The 21,583-nt window shown below is 71.5% G+C and carries 21 protein-coding genes, 1 pseudogene and 1 riboswitch; of the genes and pseudogenes, 11 read left to right on the forward strand and 11 right to left on the reverse strand.

Annotated features, from left to right (window positions below):
* Position 1: 1 nt before the first annotated feature.
* Entirely contained in the window at positions 2-1,039 is a 1,038-nt protein-coding gene (locus ACW7GZ_RS02025; protein ID WP_343255691.1) for a type IV pilus twitching motility protein PilT, read from the reverse strand.
* Positions 1,040-1,211: 172 nt separating this feature from the next.
* Here ACW7GZ_RS02025 and ACW7GZ_RS02030 point away from each other — a divergent pair, with 172 nt between their 5' ends.
* On the forward strand, positions 1,212-1,904 hold the full coding sequence (locus ACW7GZ_RS02030) for a YggS family pyridoxal phosphate-dependent enzyme (RefSeq protein ID WP_457007961.1): 693 nt from the start codon (positions 1,212-1,214) through the stop codon (positions 1,902-1,904).
* Between the two features lie 88 nt (positions 1,905-1,992).
* The gene (gene proC / locus ACW7GZ_RS02035) at positions 1,993-2,844 is read left to right on the forward strand and encodes a pyrroline-5-carboxylate reductase (protein ID WP_457007546.1); all 852 of its coding nucleotides are present in this window, start codon (positions 1,993-1,995) and stop codon (positions 2,842-2,844) included.
* A 9-nt stretch (positions 2,845-2,853) separates the two neighbouring features.
* Here proC and ACW7GZ_RS02040 read toward each other — a convergent pair whose 3' ends face one another.
* The 3 genes from ACW7GZ_RS02040 to pdxH all read right to left on the reverse strand — a co-directional run bounded on the left by ACW7GZ_RS02040 (position 2,854) and on the right by pdxH (position 4,821).
* Positions 2,854-3,249, reverse strand: a complete 396-nt coding sequence (locus tag ACW7GZ_RS02040) for a DoxX family protein (RefSeq protein ID WP_457001339.1) — start codon at positions 3,247-3,249, stop codon at positions 2,854-2,856.
* Positions 3,250-3,397: 148 nt separating this feature from the next.
* Positions 3,398-4,207: a cobalamin-binding protein gene (locus ACW7GZ_RS02045; protein WP_457007963.1), complete on the reverse strand. Its 810-nt coding sequence runs from the start codon at positions 4,205-4,207 to the stop codon at positions 3,398-3,400.
* 17 nt (positions 4,208-4,224) lie between these two features.
* Positions 4,225-4,821 carry a pyridoxamine 5'-phosphate oxidase gene (gene pdxH, locus ACW7GZ_RS02050; protein ID WP_457001337.1) on the reverse strand — a complete coding sequence of 199 codons (597 nt, stop codon included), beginning with the start codon at positions 4,819-4,821 and terminating at the stop codon, positions 4,225-4,227.
* A 73-nt stretch (positions 4,822-4,894) separates the two neighbouring features.
* Between pdxH and ACW7GZ_RS02055 the strand changes: the two genes are divergently transcribed.
* Positions 4,895-5,743 carry a kinase gene (locus ACW7GZ_RS02055; RefSeq protein ID WP_457007965.1) on the forward strand — a complete coding sequence of 283 codons (849 nt, stop codon included), beginning with the start codon at positions 4,895-4,897 and terminating at the stop codon, positions 5,741-5,743.
* Here ACW7GZ_RS02055 and ACW7GZ_RS02060 read toward each other — a convergent pair.
* Entirely contained in the window at positions 5,724-5,927 is a 204-nt protein-coding gene (locus ACW7GZ_RS02060) for a dodecin family protein (protein WP_343255698.1), read from the reverse strand. The two genes, ACW7GZ_RS02055 and ACW7GZ_RS02060, sit on opposite strands and share 20 nt — an antisense overlap.
* A 133-nt stretch (positions 5,928-6,060) precedes the next feature.
* On the opposite strand from ACW7GZ_RS02060, the gene ACW7GZ_RS02065 reads away from it, so the two are divergent.
* From ACW7GZ_RS02065 to hemE, 4 genes are read left to right on the forward strand one after another with little or no spacing between them, the layout of a single operon-like run.
* Positions 6,061-6,633 carry a shikimate kinase gene (locus ACW7GZ_RS02065; protein ID WP_457001332.1) on the forward strand — a complete coding sequence of 191 codons (573 nt, stop codon included), beginning with the start codon at positions 6,061-6,063 and terminating at the stop codon, positions 6,631-6,633.
* Entirely contained in the window at positions 6,630-7,721 is a 1,092-nt protein-coding gene (aroB, locus tag ACW7GZ_RS02070; RefSeq protein ID WP_457001330.1) for a 3-dehydroquinate synthase, read from the forward strand. The genes ACW7GZ_RS02065 and aroB overlap by 4 nt, the downstream gene beginning before the upstream one ends.
* A gap of 25 nt (positions 7,722-7,746) precedes the next feature.
* Entirely contained in the window at positions 7,747-8,004 is a 258-nt protein-coding gene (locus ACW7GZ_RS02075; protein WP_343275152.1) for a WGR domain-containing protein, read from the forward strand.
* A gap of 35 nt (positions 8,005-8,039) precedes the next feature.
* Positions 8,040-9,113: a uroporphyrinogen decarboxylase gene (gene hemE / locus ACW7GZ_RS02080; protein ID WP_457007548.1), complete on the forward strand. Its 1,074-nt coding sequence runs from the start codon at positions 8,040-8,042 to the stop codon at positions 9,111-9,113.
* Here hemE and ACW7GZ_RS02085 read toward each other — a convergent pair whose 3' ends face one another.
* Positions 9,114-9,647 carry a hypothetical protein gene (locus tag ACW7GZ_RS02085; RefSeq protein WP_457007550.1) on the reverse strand — a complete coding sequence of 178 codons (534 nt, stop codon included), beginning with the start codon at positions 9,645-9,647 and terminating at the stop codon, positions 9,114-9,116.
* A 71-nt stretch (positions 9,648-9,718) separates the two neighbouring features.
* A complete protein-coding gene (locus tag ACW7GZ_RS02090; protein WP_457007552.1) occupies positions 9,719-13,330 on the reverse strand; it encodes a two-component regulator propeller domain-containing protein in 3,612 nt (1,203 codons plus the stop codon).
* Positions 13,331-13,620: 290 nt separating this feature from the next.
* Here ACW7GZ_RS02090 and ACW7GZ_RS02095 point away from each other — a divergent pair.
* Positions 13,621-14,169, forward strand: a pseudogene (locus ACW7GZ_RS02095) (YceI family protein); the annotation flags it as partial.
* A 16-nt stretch (positions 14,170-14,185) separates the two neighbouring features.
* Here the strand turns inward: ACW7GZ_RS02095 and ACW7GZ_RS02100 are convergent.
* Positions 14,186-14,413, reverse strand: a complete 228-nt coding sequence (locus tag ACW7GZ_RS02100) for a glutaredoxin family protein (RefSeq protein ID WP_457001322.1) — start codon at positions 14,411-14,413, stop codon at positions 14,186-14,188.
* A 90-nt stretch (positions 14,414-14,503) separates the two neighbouring features.
* On the opposite strand from ACW7GZ_RS02100, the gene ACW7GZ_RS02105 reads away from it, so the two are divergent.
* Positions 14,504-15,886: an L-serine ammonia-lyase gene (locus ACW7GZ_RS02105; protein ID WP_457001320.1), complete on the forward strand. Its 1,383-nt coding sequence runs from the start codon at positions 14,504-14,506 to the stop codon at positions 15,884-15,886.
* Here ACW7GZ_RS02105 and ACW7GZ_RS02110 read toward each other — a convergent pair.
* Genes ACW7GZ_RS02110 through metX form a run of 3 tightly spaced genes read right to left on the reverse strand, consistent with a single transcriptional unit; the run spans position 15,873 to position 19,269 of the window.
* Positions 15,873-16,988 carry a homoserine dehydrogenase gene (locus ACW7GZ_RS02110; RefSeq protein ID WP_457007554.1) on the reverse strand — a complete coding sequence of 372 codons (1,116 nt, stop codon included), beginning with the start codon at positions 16,986-16,988 and terminating at the stop codon, positions 15,873-15,875. The two genes, ACW7GZ_RS02105 and ACW7GZ_RS02110, sit on opposite strands and share 14 nt — an antisense overlap.
* Complete coding sequence (metB, locus tag ACW7GZ_RS02115) at positions 16,985-18,217, reverse strand: cystathionine gamma-synthase (RefSeq protein ID WP_457007556.1); 1,233 nt, start codon at positions 18,215-18,217, stop codon at positions 16,985-16,987. The genes ACW7GZ_RS02110 and metB overlap by 4 nt, the downstream gene beginning before the upstream one ends.
* Positions 18,214-19,269, reverse strand: coding sequence for a homoserine O-succinyltransferase MetX (metX, locus tag ACW7GZ_RS02120; RefSeq protein WP_457001316.1), 1,056 nt, complete (start codon positions 19,267-19,269; stop codon positions 18,214-18,216). Before metX ends, metB begins: the two co-directional genes overlap by 4 nt.
* A 107-nt stretch (positions 19,270-19,376) precedes the next feature.
* Positions 19,377-19,495, reverse strand: a riboswitch (SAM riboswitch).
* Between the two features lie 106 nt (positions 19,496-19,601).
* On the opposite strand from metX, the gene ACW7GZ_RS02125 reads away from it, so the two are divergent.
* Together ACW7GZ_RS02125 and ACW7GZ_RS02130 are read left to right on the forward strand one after the other, a co-directional pair.
* Positions 19,602-20,705: a phytase gene (locus ACW7GZ_RS02125; protein WP_457007557.1), complete on the forward strand. Its 1,104-nt coding sequence runs from the start codon at positions 19,602-19,604 to the stop codon at positions 20,703-20,705.
* A gap of 3 nt (positions 20,706-20,708) precedes the next feature.
* Positions 20,709-21,557 (forward strand): M23 family metallopeptidase, encoded by an 849-nt coding sequence (locus ACW7GZ_RS02130; protein WP_457007559.1) that lies wholly within the window; start codon positions 20,709-20,711, stop codon positions 21,555-21,557.
* Positions 21,558-21,583 lie beyond the last annotated feature (26 nt).

Genomic DNA, 21,583 nt, shown 5'->3' on the forward strand with positions numbered 1-21,583 from the left:
GTTACTCGAACAGCCGCTTGTCCTTGGCGTAGTCCCGGGCCTGCTGGCGGGTCACCATGGCGCGCTTGACGAGGTCCTGCAGGTGCTGGTCCAGGGTCATCATGCCGTGCTGCTGGCCGGTCTGGATCGAGGAATACATCTGCGCGACCTTGTCCTCGCGGATCAGGTTGCGGATGGCGGGGATGCCGACCATGATTTCCCAGGCCGCGGTGCGCCCGCCGCCGACCTTCTTCAACAGCGCCTGCGAGATCACCGCGCGCAGCGACTCCGACAGCATCGAGCGCACCATCGGCTTCTCGCCGGCGGGGAACACGTCGATGATGCGGTCGATGGTCTTGGCCGCCGACGAGGTATGCAGGGTGCCGAACACCAGGTGGCCGGTCTCCGCGGCGGTCAGCGCCAGGCGGATGGTCTCGAGGTCACGCAGCTCGCCCACGAGGATGACGTCGGGGTCCTCGCGCAGCGCCGAGCGCAGGGCCTCGTTGAAGCCGTGGGTGTCGCGGTGCACCTCGCGCTGGTTGATCAGGCACTTCTGCGCGGTGTGCACGAACTCGATTGGGTCCTCGATGGTGAGGATGTGCCCGTACTCGGTCTTGTTGACGTGGTCGACCATCGCCGCGAGCGTGGTCGACTTGCCCGAACCGGTCGGGCCGGTGACCAGGATCAGGCCCTGCGGCTGGTCGATCAGCTCCTTGAAGATCCGCGGCGTGCCGAGGTCCTCGAGCGTCAGCACCTCGGACGGAATGGTGCGGAATACCGCGCCGGCGCCGCGGTTCTGGTTGAAGGCGTTTACCCGGAAGCGCGCCAGGCCGGCGATCTCGAACGAGAAGTCGACCTCGAGGAATTCCTCGTAGTCGCGGCGCTGCTTGTCCGACATGATGTCGTAGACCAGCGCGTGCACCTGCTTGTGGTCGAGCGCCGGGATGTTGATCCGGCGGACGTCGCCGTCGACGCGGATCATCGGCGGCAGGCCTGCCGACAGGTGCAGGTCCGAGGCCTTGTTCTTGACCGAGAACGCCAGAAGTTCGGCGATATCCATGCATGCTCCCCAGCGGCAGTGCACAAGTTGATTGCGGGACGCCCAACCGCGTCGCGGCTGGCGCCAGAGTACTCCCCGGAGGCAGTATAGCCCCGTAAACGCGTCACAGAACCAGCGGTGCTGGAGGAGCAGGCAGATGCCGGATCGACCCCTCGCGCGCGTCCTTGAAGCCATGGCGCGCGCCTCGGAAGAGACCGCTTCGGGAGAGAACGCGATCCGCGGCGCAACGCGGCCGGCGCCGCGCCTGGTCGCCGTGGGCAAGACCCGCGAAGCCGGCGCGATCGCGGCCCTGGCCGCGGAGTGGGCGGCCCTGCGTCCCGGCGCCGCGCTCGCATTCGGCGAGAACTACGTCCAGGAGGCGTCGGCCAAGGTCGCCGCCCTGGAGGGCACCGGGATCGAATGGCACTTGATCGGCCACCTGCAGTCGAACAAGGCGGCACAGGCGGCGGCGCTGTTCGACTGGGTGCAGTCGGTCGACCGCCCGAAGCTGGTGGCGGCGCTGGCCGCGGCCCGCGATCCGCAACGGCCGCCCCTGAACGTGCTCATCCAGGTCAACATCGATGGCGAAGCCGGCAAGCACGGCTGCGCACCCGCCGACGTGGCGGAACTCGCCCGGGCCATCGCCGCGCAGCCCGCGCTCGCGCTGCGCGGGCTGATGGCGATCCCGGAACCGCATCCCGACCCGGGGCACCGCCGCGCCGGCTTCGCGGCCATGCGCGTGCTGCACGATGAACTGCTGGCGGCGCATCCCGGCGCCGACACGCTGTCGATGGGCATGAGCGGGGACTTCGAACTCGCGATCGCCGAAGGCGCGACCATGGTCCGCATCGGCAGCGCGCTGTTCGGACCGCGCACGCCGGCCTGAGCCGGGCCACGCCCGCCCGGGTGCGACGGTCGCGGCGGCGCCGGCGCTCGGCGACAATGGCCGGCCCCGTCGCTGCAGGAGCCACGCCATGACCGATCCACGGACCGATGCCCGATCCGCCACGCCGCGGGCCACCGCGTTCATCGGTGGCGGCAACATGGCGCGCAGCCTGATCGGCGGCATGGTGTCCCGCGGCGCGGATCCGGCGGGCATCCACGTAGCCGAACCGGTGGACGCGCTTCGCGATGCGCTGGCCCGCGACTACGGCGTGCAGGTCCACGCCGGCGCGGCCGATGCCGTGGCCGGCGCCGACGCCTGGGTGTTCGCGGTCAAGCCGCAGGTGATGCGCGAGGTCTGCGAAGGCCTGGCTGGCCACGCCCGTGCCTCGCGCCCGCTTGCGATCTCGATCGCCGCCGGCATCACCGCCGGCCAGCTCGCGTCCTGGCTCGGCGGCGATGCCGCGGTGGTCCGCGCCATGCCCAACACCCCCGCCCTGCTCGGCGCCGGCGTCACCGGCCTGCACGCCAACGCCGCCGTCGACGCTGCCGGCCGTGAACGCGCCCAGGCGCTGCTGGCGACCACCGGAAAGACGGTCTGGGTCGAGGACGAGGCGCTGATGGACGCGGTCACCGCGGTTTCCGGCAGCGGCCCGGCCTATGTGTTCCTGCTTGCCGAAGCGATGGAGGACGCGGCGCGCGCCCAGGGCCTGCCGGCGGATGCCGCGCGCACCCTGGTGCAGGAGACCCTGCTCGGCGCAGCCCGCATGCTCACAGGCTCCGACGAAGCGCCGGCTGAGCTGCGCCGCCGCGTCACCTCGCCCGGCGGCACCACCCAGGCGGCGATCGAAACCTTCGAGGCCGGCGGCCTGCGCACGCTGGTCGCGGCAGCGATCGATGCCGCCGCCGCACGCGGCCGTGAACTTTCGGCCGCGAACGACTGAAACGGCGGCTCAGCGCTGGTTGATGCCGTAGCGCCCGGGCCCCAGCAGCGCGATGGCGATGGCCGTGGCCAGGAACATGCCCTGCAGCTCAAGCGCCCAGCCGCCGCTGGCATTGAGCTGGCCGAGTTCGCCAAGGTGCGCCAGTGCGATCGCGAACAGCATGTTGATCGCGACCAGCACGGCACCGATGCGCGCGTGGAAGCCGGCCAGCAGCATGAGTGGCGCCAGCACCTCGCCGACCAGAACGCCATAGGCAAGGAAGCCGGGCAGGCCCTGCGCCACCACCATGCCCTCGATGCCGGACATGCCGCCGCGCAGCTTGGTGATGCCGTGCAGCAGGATCAACACCCCGAGGGTGATGCGCAGCAGCAGTCGTGCGAGGTCGTGCATCGCAGCCTGGTTCATGACCGGTCCCGTTGTCTGGAGTCGGGATCATGGCAGACACGCACAGCGGCCGTCAGCCCGCTGCAGTCGCGCGAGCCGGCCCGCCGTTGCCGAACGTCGGCCGCATTCCGGCGTGCTCCTGTCGAGCGCGCTCCTGTCGAGCGCGCTCTTATCGGGCGCGCTCCTGCTGTCGCTCTGCCCAGCCATGCACGATGTCGGCCAGCGCAAGCAGGCCGTCGGTCAGCGCCGCAGGGCCGGGCTGCAGGATGAGCGGCGACTTCACTTCGTGAAGCTCGCCGTCGCGGACCGCCGGGATCGCGTCCCAGCCCGGCCGCGCCGCGACCCGGTCGGGGCGGAACTTCTTGCCGCACCAGGAGCCGACGATGATGTCCGGCGCGCGACGCACCACCTCGGTCGCGTCGGCGAGGATGCGCTGCTTCGCCAGCGGCTCGGCGGCAAGCTCCGGGAACACATCGTCGCCGCCGGCGATGCGCATCAGCTCGGCCACCCAGCGGATGCCGGTGATCGGCGGCTCGTCCCACTCTTCGAAATACATGCGCGGGCGCTGCGACAGCGTTGCCGCGCGGGCCTCGACGTCCTCGACGCCACGCTGCAGGGCATCGGCATAGTCGTTGGCACGCTCCGGCACGCCGACCAGGGCGCCCAGGCGACGCACATAGTCGACGATGCCCTCGACGCTGCGATGGTTGCTGATCCAGACCTCGACGCCGCGGCGCACGAGCTCGGCGGCGATGTCGGCCTGGATGTCGGAAAAGCCGATTGCGAGGTCGGGCGCGAGGGCCATGATCGCGTCGATCTTCGCGCTGGTGAATGCGCTGACCTTCGGCTTCTCGCGGCGCGCCCGTGGCGGGCGCACGGTGAACCCGCTGATGCCGACGATCCGGTCCTGTTCGCCCAGTGCATACAGCGTTTCGGTGGGCTCTTCGGTCAGGCAGACGATGCGCCTGGGGCCGCGCATGGCGGAGGCGGCGCGGCTCACGGATAGAGCATCCGCTTGCTGCAGCCACCGGCGAGGTCGCGCTCGTACAGCCAGCGCTCGTGCCAGCGGTATTCAGCGGCGTACCAGAACTCGATGCGCTCCGGGTCCACGCGCAGGCCGGTCCAGCGCGGCGGCCGCGGCACGTCGCGGCCTTCGAACTCGCGCTCGCAGTCGGCCAGGCGGCGATCGAACTCCTCCCGCGACTCCAGCGGCTCGGACTGCAGCGAAGCCCAGGCGCCGAGCTGGCTGCCGCGTGGACGGCTGGCGAAATAGGCGTCGGCTTCGGCCTCGTCCACGATCACCACGCCGCCCTCGATGCGCACCTGAACCCCCAGCCGTACGCGCGGCCAGTGGAACAGCAAGGCCGCCCGCGGGTTGGACTTGAGCTCGCGGCCCTTGCGGCCCTCCAGGTGGGTGTAGAAGACAAAGCCGCGCGCGTCGTGCGCCTTCAGCAGCACAGTGCGCAGCGAGGGGCGGCCGTCGCCGGTGGCGGTGGCCAGCTGCATGGCGGTGCGATCGGGTTCGCCGGCAGCCAGCGCCTCGTCAAAGAGCGTGTCGAAGGTGTGCAGGGCTTCGGCGTAAAGGTCGGTCATAAGCTGGGGGCTCCGCGGTTCTGCTGTCGTCGGCGTGCGCGGGACGCGTGCGCACCTGCGCTATCGTGCCCGGATGGCGACGCCGATGCACAGGCCCACCCCGGGTTTCGACAGCCGCCTTGTGTCCACGACACTGGACGACGCGCTGCGCCAGGGTGTCCGCATCCTCGGCATCAGCGGCCTGCAGGGCAGCGGCAAGTCGACCTTCGCCGCACAGCTGGCCGCGGAAGCCCGGAGCCGCAGCCTGCGCTGCGCCGTTCTGTCCATCGACGATGTCTACCTGGGCCACGCGGACCGGCAGCGCCTGGCGCGCGAGGTCCATCCGCTACTGGCCACGCGGGGACCGCCGGGCACTCACGAGGTCACGCTCGCGATCGACGTGCTCGACGCCCTGCGCGAGGGCCGCGATGTCGCCCTGCCACGCTTCGACAAGCTTGCCGACGACCGCCTGCCGGACGCGCGATGGCCGGCGTCGGGCGCAGTGGACCTGGCCGTGTTCGAAGGCTGGTTCCTGGGTACCCCGGCAGAGGACGACGCGACGCTGGCCGCGCCGGTCAACGCCCTGGAACGCGAGGAAGACGGCGATGGCCGCTGGCGGCGCTGGTGCAACAACGCGCTGGCACGCGACTATCCCGCTCTGTGGCAGCGAATCGATCGCCTGCTCCTGCTTCAGCCGCCCTCGTTCGAGATCGTGCCGGAATGGCGATGGCAGGCGGAACAGGGCTTGCGCGACGCGATCAGCGCCGGCGGCGGCGGCGGCGGCATGGACCGTGCAGGCGTCGAACGCTTCGTCCAGCACTACGAACGAACCAGCCGCCAGGCCTTGCGCACCCTGCCGGGCATTGCCGACCACGTCATCGCGCTGGACGCGCGGCGGCGGCCGACCGCTGCGGCCTCCGCGGTCAGTCGACCACGAAGCTGATGCGCAGGTTCACGCGCCACTCGGTGATGGTGCCGTCACCGTCGGTGACGACCTTGGTTTCGTTGATCCAGGCACCCCTGATGCCTTTCACCGATTCCGCGCACTTGGCCAGCCCCTTGCGCACGGCGTCCTCGACGCTGGTGGGCGAGGACGCATTGATCTCGATGACCTTGGCAACCGACATGGTGTTCTCCTTTCGCATTGGCCACCGGACTGGTGGCGAACGCCATCCTCGGCTCGCGACCGTTAAGGGCATGCCTTCGCCGGTGGCCGGCTGCTAGCATCGGCACACCCTGGACGCCGCCACGCCAACGCCCATGAATCCCGCCCGCCATCTCGTGCTCGTCGGCCCCATGGGTGCCGGCAAGACCTCGATCGGGCGCTGCCTGGCGCGGCATTTCGACCTTGCCTTTGCCGACAGCGACCAGGAAATCGAGCAGCGCACCGGCGCCACCGTCGCGACCATCTTCGAATGCGAGGGCGAAGCCGGCTTCCGGGCGCGCGAACGCGACGTGCTCGCCGCCCTGCTGGCCGGGCCGGACGCGGTGATCTCCACCGGCGGCGGCGCGGTGCTGGATGAAGGGAGCCGGCGCTGCCTGGCCCGGGACGGATTCGTGGTGCACCTGCATGCGGACGTGCCCGCGCAGCTGCAGCGCCTGGCCCGCGACCGCAGCCGCCCGCTGCTGGCGCACGGCGACCGCGCGTCGATCCTGGCGCGCCTGGCCACCGAGCGCGATCCGCTCTATGCGGAGGTGGCGGACCTCGTCTTCGAGCCCGCCCCGGCACCGGCCCAGGACGCCGCACAGCGCTTGGCGGCGCTGCTGGAGTCCACGTGGCGCCGCGGCACCGCGGCCGCGGCGACGCGGGCCACGCCGGAGCCGGCGGCGTGAGCGCGCGCCAACGCATCGACGTGGGCGGCCCGGCGCCCTACGCCATCACCATCGGTCCCGGCCTGCTGGCCGACGGCGCGGCACTGGCCATGCCGCTGCGCGGGCGCCAGGCGCTGGTGGCCAGCGACAGCCACGTCGGTCCGCTGTATGCGCGCCAGGTCTGCGACGCCCTGCGCGATGCACGCCCGGATGCGCGCGTGGACGCCTTCGTGCTTCCCGCCGGCGAGGCGAGCAAGACACTCGACGGCTTCAGCGCCGCCATCGACGCCCTGGCCGCCCTCGGCGCCACCCGCGACGCCTGCGTCTACGCCCTCGGCGGCGGCGTGGTCGGAGACCTGGCGGGATTCGCCGCCGCCTGCTGGATGCGCGGCATCGACTGCGTGCAGCTGCCGACCAGCCTGCTGGCGATGGTCGACTCGTCGGTGGGCGGCAAGACCGCGGTCGACCTTGCCGCCGGCAAGAACCTGGTCGGCGCCTTCCATCCGCCGCGCGCCGTGTTCGCCGACACCGGCGTGCTGCGCACCCTGCCCGACCGCGAGCTGCGCGCCGGCCTGGCCGAAGTGGTGAAGTACGGCGCCATCGTCGATGAAGACTTCCTGCATTGGCTGTGCGGCCACGCCGGCGCGCTGCTGGAGCGCGAGGACGCCGCGCTGGCCACGGCCATCGCCCGCAGCTGCGCGCACAAGGCGGCGATCGTCGAGCGCGACCCGTTCGAGCACGGCGAGCGCGCGCTGCTGAATTTCGGCCACACCTTCGCCCATGCGATCGAGGCCGAGCAGGCCTACGACGGCCTCAACCACGGCGAAGCGGTGGCCGTGGGCATGGTGCTGGCGGCCCGGCTGTCGGCCGGACTGGGACTCGCGGACGCGGCCCATGCCGACGCGCTGTGCGGCGTGCTCGAACGCTTCGGGCTGCCGGTGGCGCTTCCCCGCGGCCTGGACCCGGCCGCGCTGGTGGCGCGCATGCGCCTGGACAAGAAGGCCCAGGCCGACGGCCTGCGCTTCGTGCTGTGGGACGGGCCGGGCCGGGCGCGGGTCGTGGCCGGCGTTCCCGAGGCGCGGGTGCTGGACGTGCTCCGGGCGGGCTGAACCGCCGCCCGGCTACAATCCCCGGATGCGCCTGCTCCTCCAACAGCGACCCGGCGGCCCCGAGGCCCCGCGTTTCGTGCAGCTCATGCTCCAGCCCGACCTCCTGGGTGGCTGGATGCTGGTGCGCGAAAGCGGGCAGATCGGCGGCCGCAGCACGGTGCGCCGCGAGCAGTTCCTCGACCAGGCCAGCGCGACACACGCGCTGGAACAGGCGCGCGACCAGCAGCTCAAGCGCGGGTTCCAGGTGACGTTCGCGCAGGGCGCCGACGTTCCCCGGCCCTAGAGCAGCCCCGCGCGCCGGCACTACAGGATCCCGACGTGACCCAAGCACTCAAGAACGACCGTTTCCTTCGCGCACTGCGCCGCGAGCCCGTGGACCACACCCCCGTCTGGCTGATGCGCCAGGCCGGCCGCTACCTGCCCGAATACCGTGCCAGCCGGGCGAAGGCCGGCAGCTTCCTGGCCATGGCCAAGAACCCGGAGCTGGCCTGCGAGGTCACCCTGCAGCCGCTGGAGCGTTTCGAACTCGACGCCGCGATCCTGTTCTCCGACATCCTCACCATCCCCGACGCGATGGGCCTGGGCCTGTACTTCGTCGACGGCGAAGGCCCGAAGTTCGAGCGCCCGCTGCGCGACGCCGCCTCGATCGCGAAGCTCGGCGTGCCGGACATGGAGGGCGAACTCGGCTACGTGATGGACGCTGTGCGCGTGATCCGCCGCGAGCTCGACGGCCGCGTGCCGCTGATCGGCTTTTCCGGCAGCCCGTGGACGCTCGCCTGCTACATGGTCGAAGGCGGCGGCAGCAAGGATTTCGCCCGCATCAAGGCCATGGCGCACACCGACCCGAAGGCGCTGCACGCGCTGCTCGAGGTCAACACCCGGGCGGTGATCGCCTACCTCGCCGCGCAGCGCGCGGCCGGCGCCCAGGCGCTGCAGGTGTTCGACACCTGGGGCGGCGTGCTGTCGCCGGCGATGTACCGCGAGTTCTCGCTGCCCTACCTCACCCGGATCGCGCGCGAGCTGGAGCGTGGCGAAGGCGCGGACCGCACGCCGCTGATCGTGTTCGGCAAGGGCAATGCCGCCTACCTTGGCGAACTGGCCGACTCGGGCGCCGAAGGCCTCGGCGTCGACTGGCTGATCGAACTGGGCGACGCCGCGCGCGCCACCGGCGGCAAGGTCGCGCTGCAGGGCAACCTCGACCCGACCACGCTGTACGGGACGCCGGACGCCATCCGCCGCGAAGTGCGGCGCGCACTCGACAGCTACCGCGACGGCAACGGCGGCTCGCGCGAGGGCCACGTGTTCAACCTCGGCCACGGCATGTCGCCGGGCATGGATCCGGAGCACGTGCGCGTGCTGGTGGACGAGGTGCACGCGCACAGCCGACGCTGATCAGTTTGCGTTGTTGACCAGCACCGTGCTGGTGATCCCGATTCCGGGCAGCAGGTTGCACGAGATACTGACCGCATCCCCCGGCAGCACGAATGCGCCCCCGACGAAGTCGCCGGGCTCGAAGACCAGGGCGGTGCTGCCGTCCTGGTCGCGTGGCACCCGGATCGACTTCGTAGCGTAGAGGGCATCGCTGCCGTTCGCCCCGGCGCCGGAGTTGACGGCGGTGCAGGAGACGGTGCGCGCGGACGACATGTTCTGCAGGTACACGGTGAATCCGCTGACGCGGCTGCCGCCGCTGTTGTTGCCGGGGTTGTTGAAGGAACAGGTCACGTAGGCGTTGGTGCCGCCTTCGTTCTGCAGCGCCAGCGGGCGCTTGCGGATCTGGGTCTCGAAGGCGGGCAGCGCGCCCTGGCAGATAGCGGTGGCCTGGGCGACGACCCGGGTGGCTTCGGCCGGCAGGGGGGCGAACGCTGCCGCGGCGACGAGCACCACTGCGATCACGAAGTGGACGCTGGGCGTGGCTCGATCAGACATGGGAACTCCTGCGACTGTCGGGATGGACCGCCGACGATAGCGCGCCACGACCCCCGCGTCCGTGGCGCGCGTCACCCCGGCGCAGAAGACCCGGACTCCGGAACCGCCGCACAGCCGGCTGCGAGCGGGCGACGCAGCGCATCCACGGCGCCGGCCAGCATCGCGCCGGTCACCGGCTTGCGCAGGAAGCCGTCGAAGCCGGCCTCGCGCGCCAGCGGTTCGGCCTCGGCGTCGGCGCGCGCGGTGACCGCCAGCAGCGGCGCGACGAACCCGCGCGCCCGCAGCTGGCTGGCCAGCGCCAGGCCGGTGATCCCGGGCAGGTCGAGGTCCAGCAGCGCCATGTCGAATGATGTGCCCGCCACCTCGCCGAGTGCCGCCAGCCCGTGCGGCACCTGCACGACCTCGTGCCCTTGCGCACGCAGGAGCCCGGCGATCACGCGCGCGACCGTGGGGTCGTCCTCGACCAGGAGCAGCGACAGCGGCGCCTGCGCGCCCCGCGGCGCGGGCGATGCGGCATCGGCGGCCGGTGCCGCCGGCGGCGACGCAGCCGGCGGCGACGCAGCCGGCAGCGGCAGGTCCACGGTGAAGTCCGTGCCCTGGCCCGGCGTGCTGTCGAGTTCGATCCGCCCCTTCATCGCCACCGCCAGCTCCTGGCAGATCGCCAGGCCCAGGCCACTGCCGCCATAGCGCGCGGCGGTGCGCGCGCCTTCGGCCTGCTCGAAGCGGCGGAACAGGTGCACCTGCTGCTCCTCGTTGAGCCCGGGGCCGGTGTCCGACACCACCAGGCGCACGCCACCGGAGGCGATCGGCGCGGCCTGCAGCGAGACGCTCCCGGCTTCGGTGAACTTCACCGCGTTGCCGAGCAGGTTGAGCAGGATCTGGCGCACGCGCCCGGGATCGCCGAGCAGCCAGCGCGGCGTGCCCGCATCGACGTGGCAGCGGAAGCGCAGCCCGCGCTGCCGTGCCATCGGCTCGACCAGGCCGCCGACCTCCTCCAGCAGGGTCACGAGATCGAAGGGCTGAACCACGAGCTCCAGCTTCCCGGATTCGATCCGCGCAAGGTCCAGGGCATCGTTGACCAGTCGCATGAGGTGCTCGCCGGCGCGGCGGATGGCATCGGCATAGCTGCGCTGGTGCGTGTCCAGGGACGTTCCCAGCAGCAATTCGCTCATGCCCAGCACGCCGGTCATCGGCGTGCGCACCTCGTGGCCCAGCGTGGCCAGGAAACGCGTCTTGGCCTGCGACGCGTGCTCGGCGAGCTCGCGCTTCTGCTTGTTGAGCTGCCAGGCGTGCCGCCGCTTCAGGCGATACCGGTAGGCATGCACGATCCACAGCACCAGCAGCGCGCCCAGGGTCGCGAACGCCACCACCGCCCAGGCGGCCTGCCACCATGGCGGCTGCACGCGCAGCTGCAGGCCCTGCACGGGAGTCCACTGCTGGTCCGCGGTGCGCGCCTGGACGCTGAGCCGGTAGGTGCCCGGCGCCAGCCGCGCGAAGATCCGCTCCCCGCTGGCACCGGTCTCGACCCAGCCGGGATCGTAGCCATCGAGGCGGAAGCGGTAGCGGTGGGCATGGGCATCGGTGAACGACAGCAGCCGCGCGACCACCCGCAGGTCGCGGTCGTCGTGGCGCAGCGGGATCTCGTCGTGCGGCGGCATGACGATGCGTTCGTCGCCGCGCCTCAGGTCCACCGATTCGATCGCAAGCGTCGGCGTGCGCTGGCTCCACTGCACCAGGCCGGGCTGGAACAGCAGCAGTCCATCCGCGGTGCCGGCGGCGACATAGCCCTGGGCCGAGACCACCACGGGGTATTCGCTGAATTCGTGGCTGGGCAATCCGTCGTGCACGCCATAGACACGAAGGCGGCCGCTCTCCGGATCGATGCGCACCAGGCCGCGCACCGTGGTCAGCCAGACCACGCCGGCATCGTCCACCACCACGCCGCCCGGGGCGACCATCGGCAGGCCCTCGGCGGCACCGAATGTGCGCATCGGGGCCAGTGCGTCGCCGTCCCAGGCATAGGCACCGAGCTCGCCATAGCCGGCCAGCCATGCCACGCCCTGGCCATCGAAGGCGATGCTGTAGAGCGCCGCCTCCGGTGCGCCGCGCACGCGCTCGAACCGGGCCGTGCCGTCGTTCCAGGCGAGCAGGCCATCGGTGGTGGCCAGCCACACCCCGCCGTCCGGCGCGCGCACCATGTGCTCGACCACGGTCGACGCGGCCAGCCCGCGGCCGTCGCCGCGATGGAGGGTGTCCAGCACCGTTCCATCCGCGTCGCGCACCTGGATGCTCTGGTGGCTCGCCAGCCACAGGCTGCCGTCGCGCTGTTCGACGAACTGGGCGATGCGCCCCGGCGGAGCCGCATCCGCGCTGCCGTCGGCATGCCAGCGGCGCACGTTCCCGGTGTCCGGGTCGAGGTGCACCAGCTGGTCCTGGCAACCGAGCCAGACGCCGCCATCGGTGGCCTCGGTCACCCCGGTGATGAACAGCGCGCCGCAGGCCGCCGCCAGCCGGTGTTCGATCACGCCGGTGTCAGGCGACAGGTGGTCGAGCGTGCCACCGCTGCCGACCAGCCACAGCCCGTTGCCCGCGTTCGGCGACGCGGGCGCGGCGCTGTAGACGAAGGCGTTGGCCGGCGATGACGGATCGCCCAGGCGCCGCTGCAGCACGGTGAAGTTCCGCCAGTTGGCCGGCAGGTGCCACAGGCCCGAGTCGGAGCTGGCGAACCACAGCCCGCCTTCGCGATCCTCGTATGCGCTCGACCAGGCCGGACGCACCAGGCCGCGGCTGGTGGTGCTGTACAGCGGCACGTTCCGGACATGTCCCTCGTGGACCCAGGCCAGCCCGCCGCGCGTATCCAGCCAGCGCGCGCCCCGCGAGTCCTGGATGAGCATGTTGAGCGCCACCTCGCCGAGCATCGGGTCGGTCCACGGCAGGGGTTCCAGGCGGCCGTCGGCGTGGCGGACCATGCCGCCGCCGTGGATGCCCATCCACAGGCTGCCGGCGTCGTCGATGGCCATCCCGTCGACCATCTGCGTGCCAAGCATCTCCGCTGGCAGCCTGTCGAAGCCGCTTCCGTTCCAGCGCGCGACGCCACCCTTGGTGCCGACCCACAGGGTGCCGTCGCTGCGGTCCACGACCAAGTGCGAGACGCCATCGGAGGGCAAGCTGGAGCCGTCGTCGGGATCGCGCTGATAGCGCCGCAGCGCGCCGTCCGCGGACAGCCGGTGCAGGCCGCCCCCCGAACTGCCGAACCAGATGTCGCCATCGGGCGTGCCGTTGATCGACCAGATATCGTTGCTCGCCATCTCCGGCTGCGTTTCACGGTCGTACCAGGTGAAGTGTTCGCGGTCGACGTCGAGCATGGCCAGGCCGGACGACGCCGTGCCGATCCAGACCCTGTCCCGGGTGTCGACGTGCACCGACCACACGAAGTTGTCGCGCAGCCCGTCGCCAACGCGCCAGATGCGGAAGCCGACGCCGTCGTAGCGCGCCAGGCCGTCGCGGGTCGCGATCCAGAGATAGCCCTGCCGGTCTTCGGCGATGGCGTTGACGCGGTTGGACGGCAGCCCGTCGATCACGCTGACCTGCCGCGGCTGCGGCAGCTGCGGCACGCTGGCGCCGGCCGCACCCGCAAGCAGCGACAGCAGGCACAGCCACCAGCCCCTTGCCCAACCCCGCATTGAACTCCCCATGTCCACGGTGCGCCGGGCACCGATCGACCCCCGGGGCATCCTCGCAATGCCCGCACGCCGGCGCAAGTTTCGCCGCGCGCCGGAGCTGCCTAGAATCGGGCCACCGGTCCATGCGGCCACACCCTGGGGACGCCATGCCTGCCATCCACCGGCGACCTGGCCTGCGACCTGCGGCACTGGCTGCGCTCTGCGCGCTGGCCGGCGCATGTGCGCAAGCACCATCGCGCGATGCAGCGGTGGCCGGCGCGTCGCCGGCAGTCGACCCCGCGACCGGTTCCGTGCCGACCCCTCCGAACCCGGCCCCGGCGCTGCATCCCGATGCCCATGCCTACACGCTGGACCCGGTGCACACGAGGATCGCGATCGCGGTCGACCACGCCGGATTCTCGAAGGCCATCGGCACGGTGTCGGGAGCCACGGGCACGCTGCACCTGGTGCCTGGATCCTGGGAAGGCGCGCACGTGGAGGTCGGGATCCCGCTCGCGCAGCTGGATTTCGGCGATGCCGCGTGGAACCGCGCGGTCGCCGCGCGCGGGCTGCTCGACACCGGGCGGCACCCGATCGCGGCCTTCCACTCCACGCGCATCGAACCGCTGGACGCCGGGCGCGCCCGCATCCACGGTGGGCTCACGCTGCGCGGCGTCACCCGCGGGGTGGTGCTTGATGCCGTCCGCAACGCCGAGCGCCGCCACCCGCTGCCGCCGTTCCGCCACACCGTCGGGTTCTCCGCCACCGCCACGCTGAGCCGCGCGGACTTCGGCAGCACCGCATGGGATTCGATGATCGGCGATGCGGTCGAAGTGCGGATAGAACTCGAAGCCACTCGCTGAAGTACACCGCGCCTCAGCGGCGCAGGAAATCCCCCAGCTTCGCCGGATCGAACGGCCAGGCCAGCTCGCGCCCGTCGCCATCGTCGCGCAGCACCGGCACCCGGTCGCCGTAATCGGCCTCCAACGCTTCGTCGCCGTCGATGAACACGCTCTCGAACGCCGGCACCCGCGCCGCGGCCAGCACCTCCAGGGCCAGGTCGCAGAGATGGCAGTCGTCGCGCTGGAACAGGATCAGGGGCATGCGGCAAGGCCTCGCTTCGGGTACGCCGACGCACGGGCCCGTACGCGGCGACGGCTATCATAGGCAATACCCCAGCCCTTCCGGGACGCCATGGCCGTCAGCACGTTCGACCTCTACAAGATCGGCATCGGGCCGAGCTCCTCGCATACCGTCGGCCCGATGCGTGCCGCCGCGCGCTTCGTCGAGCACTGGCTGGATGAACCCGGTCGCCTGCAGGACGTTGCCCGCATCCGCGCCGAGGTCTTCGGCTCGCTGGCGCTGACCGGCCGCGGCCACGGCACCGACAAGGCCGTGCTGATGGGCCTGGAAGGCCAGCACCCGAACACCATCGACCCCGACATCATCCCCGCCGCGCTCGAACGCATCCGCGGTAAAAAGCAGGTCCATCTGCTGGGCCGCCACCCGGTGGCCTTCAACGAGAAGCGCGACCTGGTGATGAACAAGCGCCAGAAGCTGCCCCACCACACCAATGGCATGCGCTTCACCGCCTACGACGCCAGCGAGGAAGTGATCGCCACCCGCGACTATTACTCGGTCGGCGGCGGCTTCGTGGTCAACCAGGACGAGGCCGCCGAAGACCGCATCGTCGCCGATACCACGCCGGTGCCCTACCCCTTCAGCAGCGGCGACCAGCTGCTGGCCCAGGCGGCGGAACACGGGCTCAGCATCGCCCAGCTGATGATGGCCAATGAAACCTCCTGGCGCAGCGAGGATGAAGTGCGCGCCGGCCTGCGCGAAATCCACGATGCCATGCAGTCGTGCATCCAGCGCGGCATCGCCAACGGCGGCACCCTGCCCGGCGGCCTGCGCGTGTCGCGCCGCGCGCCGGCGCTGTATGCCGAGCTCTCCGAACGCCCCGAGGCCGGGATACGCGACCCGCTGACCGTGCTCGACTGGGTCAACCTGTACGCGCTGGCGGTGAACGAAGAGAACGCCGCCGGCGGCCGCGTGGTGACCGCACCAACCAACGGCGCCGCCGGCATCCTGCCCGCGGTGATGCGTTACTACGAGCGCTTCTGCCCCGGCGCCAGCGAGCAGGGCGTGTTCGACTACCTGCTTACCGCGGCCGCGGTTGGCATCCTCTACAAGGAAAACGCATCGATCTCCGGCGCCGAGGTCGGCTGCCAGGGCGAGGTCGGCGTCGCATGCTCGATGGCCGCGGCGGGCCTGACCGCTGCGCTCGGCGGCACTCCCAGCCAGATCGAGAACGCGGCCGAGATCGGCATGGAGCACAACCTGGGCCTGACCTGCGACCCGATCGGCGGCCTGGTGCAGATCCCCTGCATCGAGCGCAATGCGATGGGCTCGGTGAAGGCGATCAACGCTTCGCGCATGGCCATGCGCGGCGACGGCAAGCACAAGGTGACGCTGGACGAAGTCATCAAGACCATGCGCGACACCGGCCGCGACATGCAGGACAAGTACAAGGAAACCAGCCGCGGCGGGCTGGCGGTGAACGTCATCGAGTGCTGAGCGACCGCACGGTCCTCAGCACGTCATCCAGCAGCGCCGCAGCCGTCACTTCGGCACCCGCCCCAGGGCCGCGGATCACCAGTGGCTGCGTGGCATAACGACAGCTGCTGATCGCCACCAGGTTGTCGGTGCCTGCGCCCGCACAGAGTGGATGCGACGCGGGCAGCGCGCGCAGGCCCACCTCGGCGCCGCCGGCGTCGAATCGACCCACGAAGCAAAGCCGCGCGCCGCTGCCCCGGGCCTGCAGGAGGCGCCTGCGCAGGCTTGCATCGAGCGCTGGCAACAGCGCCTCCACCTCGTCGGGGCCGGCCGCGGCCAGCGCACCGTCAAGCAACGACTCCACCCGCACCTGCCGCAGCTCCAGCGGCAGCCCGGCCGCGCGCGCCAGTATCAGCAGTTTGCGGCGCACGTCCTCGCCGGACAGGTCAACGCGAGGGTCCGGCTCGGCATAGCCCTGTTCGCGCGCTTCGCGCACCAGCGTCGAAAATGGCCGGGAGCCGTCGTAGCGTCCGAACAGCCAGGCCAGTGAACCCGAAAGCACGCCCTCCACGGCGTGGATGCGGTCGCCACCGGCCACCAGGTCCGCGATCGAGCGCAGCAGCGGCAGGCCTGCACCCACCGTGGCGCTGTCGCCATAGTGCGCACCGCCCTCGGCCTGCGCGACGGCGATGGCTTCCGCCCGCGCCAGCTCCGAACCCTTGCCGAGCTTGTTGGCGGTCACCACGTGGACGCCGCGTGCCAGCCATTCGCCGTGCCAGCCGGCCACGCGGTCGCTCGCCGTGGCGTCAACCACGACGTCGCCGCGGCGCAGGCCTTCGCGCTCCACCCATGGAGCCCAGGCGCCGTGGCGCACCGGCGCCGCGGCGATCTCGGCCAGCGCCTGCAGCGGCCGATCCCCGGTTTCGCTCACTGCACGCGAGTTGGACAGCCAGGCAAACGCGGGAACATCCACGCCTTCGCCACGCAGGCGTTCGCAGCGGGCGACGAAGGCGCTGCCTACCGTGCCCGTGCCCAGCAGCGCCAGCCGTGGCGAGGGGCGCGCGGCACCCGCGGATCGCCCATCCGGGCGTGCCGGCGGTGGATGGATGGCCGCTGCGTTCATGCATCCACCCGTCGGCGCGCGATCGCGCCAAGGACCGCATCGACGCGCGCGAGTGCGGCATCAAGGTCGCAGAGCAGGTCGGCCAGCGACTCGATGCCCACCGACAGGCGCAGCAAGCCGGCGCCGATGCCGGCACGCTCGCGGGCCGCAGGTGTCATCGCCGCATGGGTCATCGTGGCCGCATGCGCGACCAGGCTTTCAACGCCGCCCAGCGACTCGGCAAGCGTGACGCACTGCAGCCCGTCGACGAATGCACGCGCCGCCGCCTCGCCGCCATGCAGATCCACGCTCAGCATCGCGCCAAAGCCTTTCTGCTGGCGCGCCGCGACGGCGTGGCCGGGATGCGATTCAAGGCCTGGCCAATAGACCCGCGCCACCGCCGGATGCGCATCGAGCCGGCGCGCGACCGCCTCCGCGTTCTCCTGGTGGACGCGCATGCGTGCGTCCAGAGTGCGCAGGCCGCGCAGGGTGAGGAAGCTGTCGAAGGGTGCCCCGGTGATGCCGAGCGCGTTTGCCCACCAGGTGAAGCGCTCATGCAGCTCCGGGGTCGCCGCCACCACTGCGCCACCGACGACGTCGCTGTGGCCGTTGATGTACTTGGTGGTCGAATGCAGCACGGCGTCGGCGCCAAAGGCGATCGGCTGCTGCAGCGCCGGCGACAGGAAGGTGTTGTCCACCGCCACCAGGGCGCCGGCGCGGTGCGCGGTCTCGATCACGAAGCGCAGGTCGGTCACGCGCAGCAACGGATTGGACGGCGTCTCGACCAGCACGAGCTTCGGCCGCGTCGCCAATGCGTCGGCCAGCGCACGTGGATCGGTCAGGTCGGCGGTGAGCAGCTCGAAGTGGCCCTTGCCCGCCAGCGCCTCGAACAGCCGCCAGCTGCCGCCATAGGCATCGTGCGGCGCGACCAGCCGGTCGCCGGGTTCGAGCAGTGCGTGCAGCAGCAGGGTGATCGCCGCCATGCCGCTGGAGGTCACCACGCCGCCGGCGCCGCCCTCGAGGTCGGCCAGCGCCGCCCCGAGCAGGTCGCGGGTCGGATTGCCACTGCGCGTGTAGTCGTACTCGCGCTTGCCGCCGATGCCTTCGAAGCTGAAGTTCGACGACAGCACCAGCGGCGGCACCACCGCGCCAAAGGCCTGGTCGCGGTCGATGCCCGCGCGCACGGCACGGGTCGCATCGCCGTGGCCCGGGTCGTGTTCGTGGCCCGGGCCGTGGTCGTGCCGGCTCATGCCGACACCTCCGCGGCCAGCGCCCGCTGAAGAATCGCGTCGATGCGGCCATCGTCCTTCAGGAACGCGTCGTGGCCGTGGGGCGAACGCACTACGCGAAGGCTGGCCGGCCCCCCCAGCTCCTCCACCAGCGCCACCGCGTCGGACAGCGGCACCAGCGGATCACCCTCGACCGCCACCACGGTGGCCGGCACCCTCACGTCCGCTGGCGCCACCCGGTGCAGGTCGAGTGACTCCGACAGCCGCTGCCAGGCCAGCGCCGGGGTCCTTGCCACGAAGCGCACGCCGGCCGCATCCAGATAGTCCTCCGATGCCACCCTGACGCGTCCGTTGACCACTTCGGCCGGCGCGTCGAAGCGCTCCGCGAAACCATCGCCGCTGCGGTAGCCGAGCATCGCGAACTGCCGGGCCAGCGCGAGGCCCTGCCCTTCCGCACACTGCAATCCCCCCAGCGCGACCGCCTTGCGCTGCAGCGCACGCCAGGCCGCGGCCCAGGGATGCGCGCGATGCGCACCGCTGACCGCGACCACCCGCTCCAGGCGCCCGCCGTGTCGCGCCGCGAACTGCAGTGCGACGGCGGCGCCGTAGGAGTAGCCGACGAAGGCACGCAGGCGCGCGATGCCGAGCGCATCGAGCAGCACCGCCGCGGCATCGGCCTGGTCGGCGCTGTCGATCACCGCATCGAGGCTGCCGTCGGCGCCGACGTGATCGAAGGCGAGCAGGCGCAGGCGCGATGGATCAAGTGCGCGGCCCCGGCCAACGACCGCCTCTGCCCAGCCGCGCTGCGGGAACGCGGCGCTGGCGGCGAGGTGGCGATCAGCCGAGATGCCGCCCGACACCAGCACCACCGGCGCGCCTTCGGGCCCAAGCAGCTGCCAGGCCAGGCGAAGGCGGCGGGCACCGGCATGGCGCATCGGCAGCACCACGTCGATCTCGCCGCGCAGGGCGGCATGGCCTGTCCCCCCGGCCGCGGGAAGAGGCCGTGGTACGGGTGCGATGGGACACGCTGCGGGAAGCGTGGAGGCAGGGGCGACGCGGTCTTCGAGGCTCATGGCGATATCCGTATGTGGACAAGGCCATCGATGCCGCGGGGCATGCCGAACGATGGATATCGCCGCAGCAGCGGCAATACGCGACGAACCACCCCGAGGGTGATCCGCAGCCATCTTCCGGTGGACACACAGGTCCCCGCAGGACTTGGCACAGCGGACGGGGCGTGCGCCCCATCCAGTTGCCCCGGCGTCGTCGGGCCTGTCCCTCGGCCGGTCTCGATGGATGGCGGCAGCTTGGCAGCGCATCCGCCACATGTCAATCGCTTTATGCGGATGAAGAGATGTCCTTCTTCCGGTCGCCGCAGGCGCGCTGCGCACCGCATAATCAAGCCATGTCGAGACCCATCGTTGCGAGTGCGCTCGCCCTGCTGCTTGCCGCCTGCGCCGGCGCCCCTTCGCCCCGTCCGTCCTACCAGTCTTCCGCGACGTCGCCGGCTACACCGGCCTCGGTGCTGGTCACCGAGGCTTGGATTTCGCCCGACGTGCACGGCGAAGAGCTGGACTCCGTGGTCACCTGGGTTTCCGGGGACGGCGACACCTGGCTGCTCGCCACCGGCAAGTCCACCCACCGCCTGTCGGTGTTCGACGGCGAGTCCGGCGCGGCACTGCGCACGGTCGGCGCGCGCGGGGAAACACCGGGTACGTTCAATCGTCCCAACGGCCTGGCGGTCTTCGGCGACATCCTGTTCGTGGTCGAGCGTGACAACCATCGCGTGCAGCTGCTGTCGCTGCCGGACTTCGCGCCTGTGGCGAGCTTCGGCCACGACGAGCTGCGCAGCCCCTACGGCATCTGGCTGCACGAAAGCGCGCCACGCGAACTCGAGGTCTTCGTCACCGACAGCTTCATGTACGGCGAGCGCCACGACGTGGTGCCTCCGGCCGAGGAGCTGTCGCAGCGCGTACGCCGCTACCGCCTGCGCTTCGACGACCAGGGCCACCTGGATGCCGCCCATCTCGGATCCTTCGGCGAGACCGCGGGGCCGGCGCGCCTGAACATGGTCGAGTCGATCGCCGGCGACCCGGCGCACGAACGCCTGCTGGTCGCCGAGGAGGACCAGACCGGCCCGTCGAACATCCACGTCTACGACTTCACCGGCCGCTGGAGCGGACGCAGCCTGCCCGAAGACACGTTCACCGGGGAGGCCGAGGGCGTGGTGTTGTGGGCCTGCAGCGCCACCGCCGGCTACTGGCTGGCGGTGGACCAGCAGGCGCCGCTGACGCGTTTCCACCTTTTCGACCGCGAGAGCCTGGAGCCGGTCGGCAGCTTCCATGGCGAAACCACGGCGCGCACCGACGGCATCGCCCTGCACGCCGCCGCCACGCCGCGGTTCCCCGGCGGCGTGCTGTACGCGGTGCACGACGACCGTGCGGTCACCGCGTTCGACCTCGGCGACATCGTCGAGGCGCTGCGCCTGGACACCGCCTGCCTGCACTGACCGATGCGCACCCTCCTCGCCGCCGCGATCCTGCTTGCAGGGTGCATTCCGGTGCCCGCGGGCTGCGTGCCGTCAGGCGCCGCGCGGGCCGCCGAACCCGTTGCAGGCACGCGCCAGGATCCCGCACCGCTTGCGCGATTGGACGTGGTGGACCGCGGCCACGGCCCCGAGGCCTGGGCGGAGAATCTGCTCTCCGGCCCCATCGAGGTCGTGCTGCGCGCCAGCGGCAGTGCACCCGTGTCGCATCCCGCGCTGCCTGCACGCGCCACCGTTCCATCGCGGGGCCGGGTGCTGGTGTCGCGGGTGGATCGCGCCGATGCCCTGCTCCTGCTGGACGTGGTGCCCGGCCATCCGGGCGCCAAGCCGCGTGACGTGGAATACACATGGCCGCTGGCGACCCACGTGCTCAGCATCGGCCAGGGCTGGGGCGGCGCCTTCAGCCACCGCGACGACGAGAACCGCCATGCGGTCGACTTCGCCGTCGCCGAAGGCACCGCGGTGCTGGCCGCGCGCGACGGCGTGGTGATGCAGGTGGAAGCCCGCTTCCGCAACGGCGGCCTCGGCTCACCCGCCGACACCGAGCGCGCGAACTTCATCCGCATCCTGCACGCCGACGGCACCATGGCCGTGTACGCCCACCTCGCCCCGGGCGGCGCGCAGGTCCGCGAGGGCGAACGCGTGCGCCGCGGCCAGCGCATCGGCAGCTCCGGCAGCACCGGCTACAGCGGCGGCCCGCACCTGCACTTCGCCGTCCAGGCCAACCGCGGCATGCGCCTGGTGTCGCTGCCCTTCAAGATGTTCGGCCCGGCCGGGATCCTCCGCTTCAGCGAGGCTGCGGCGGGGGTGGAGTGAAGAGCGGAGAGCATTTTTGCCACGGA

It is taken from the genome of Luteimonas sp. A537 (genome assembly GCF_054052065.1).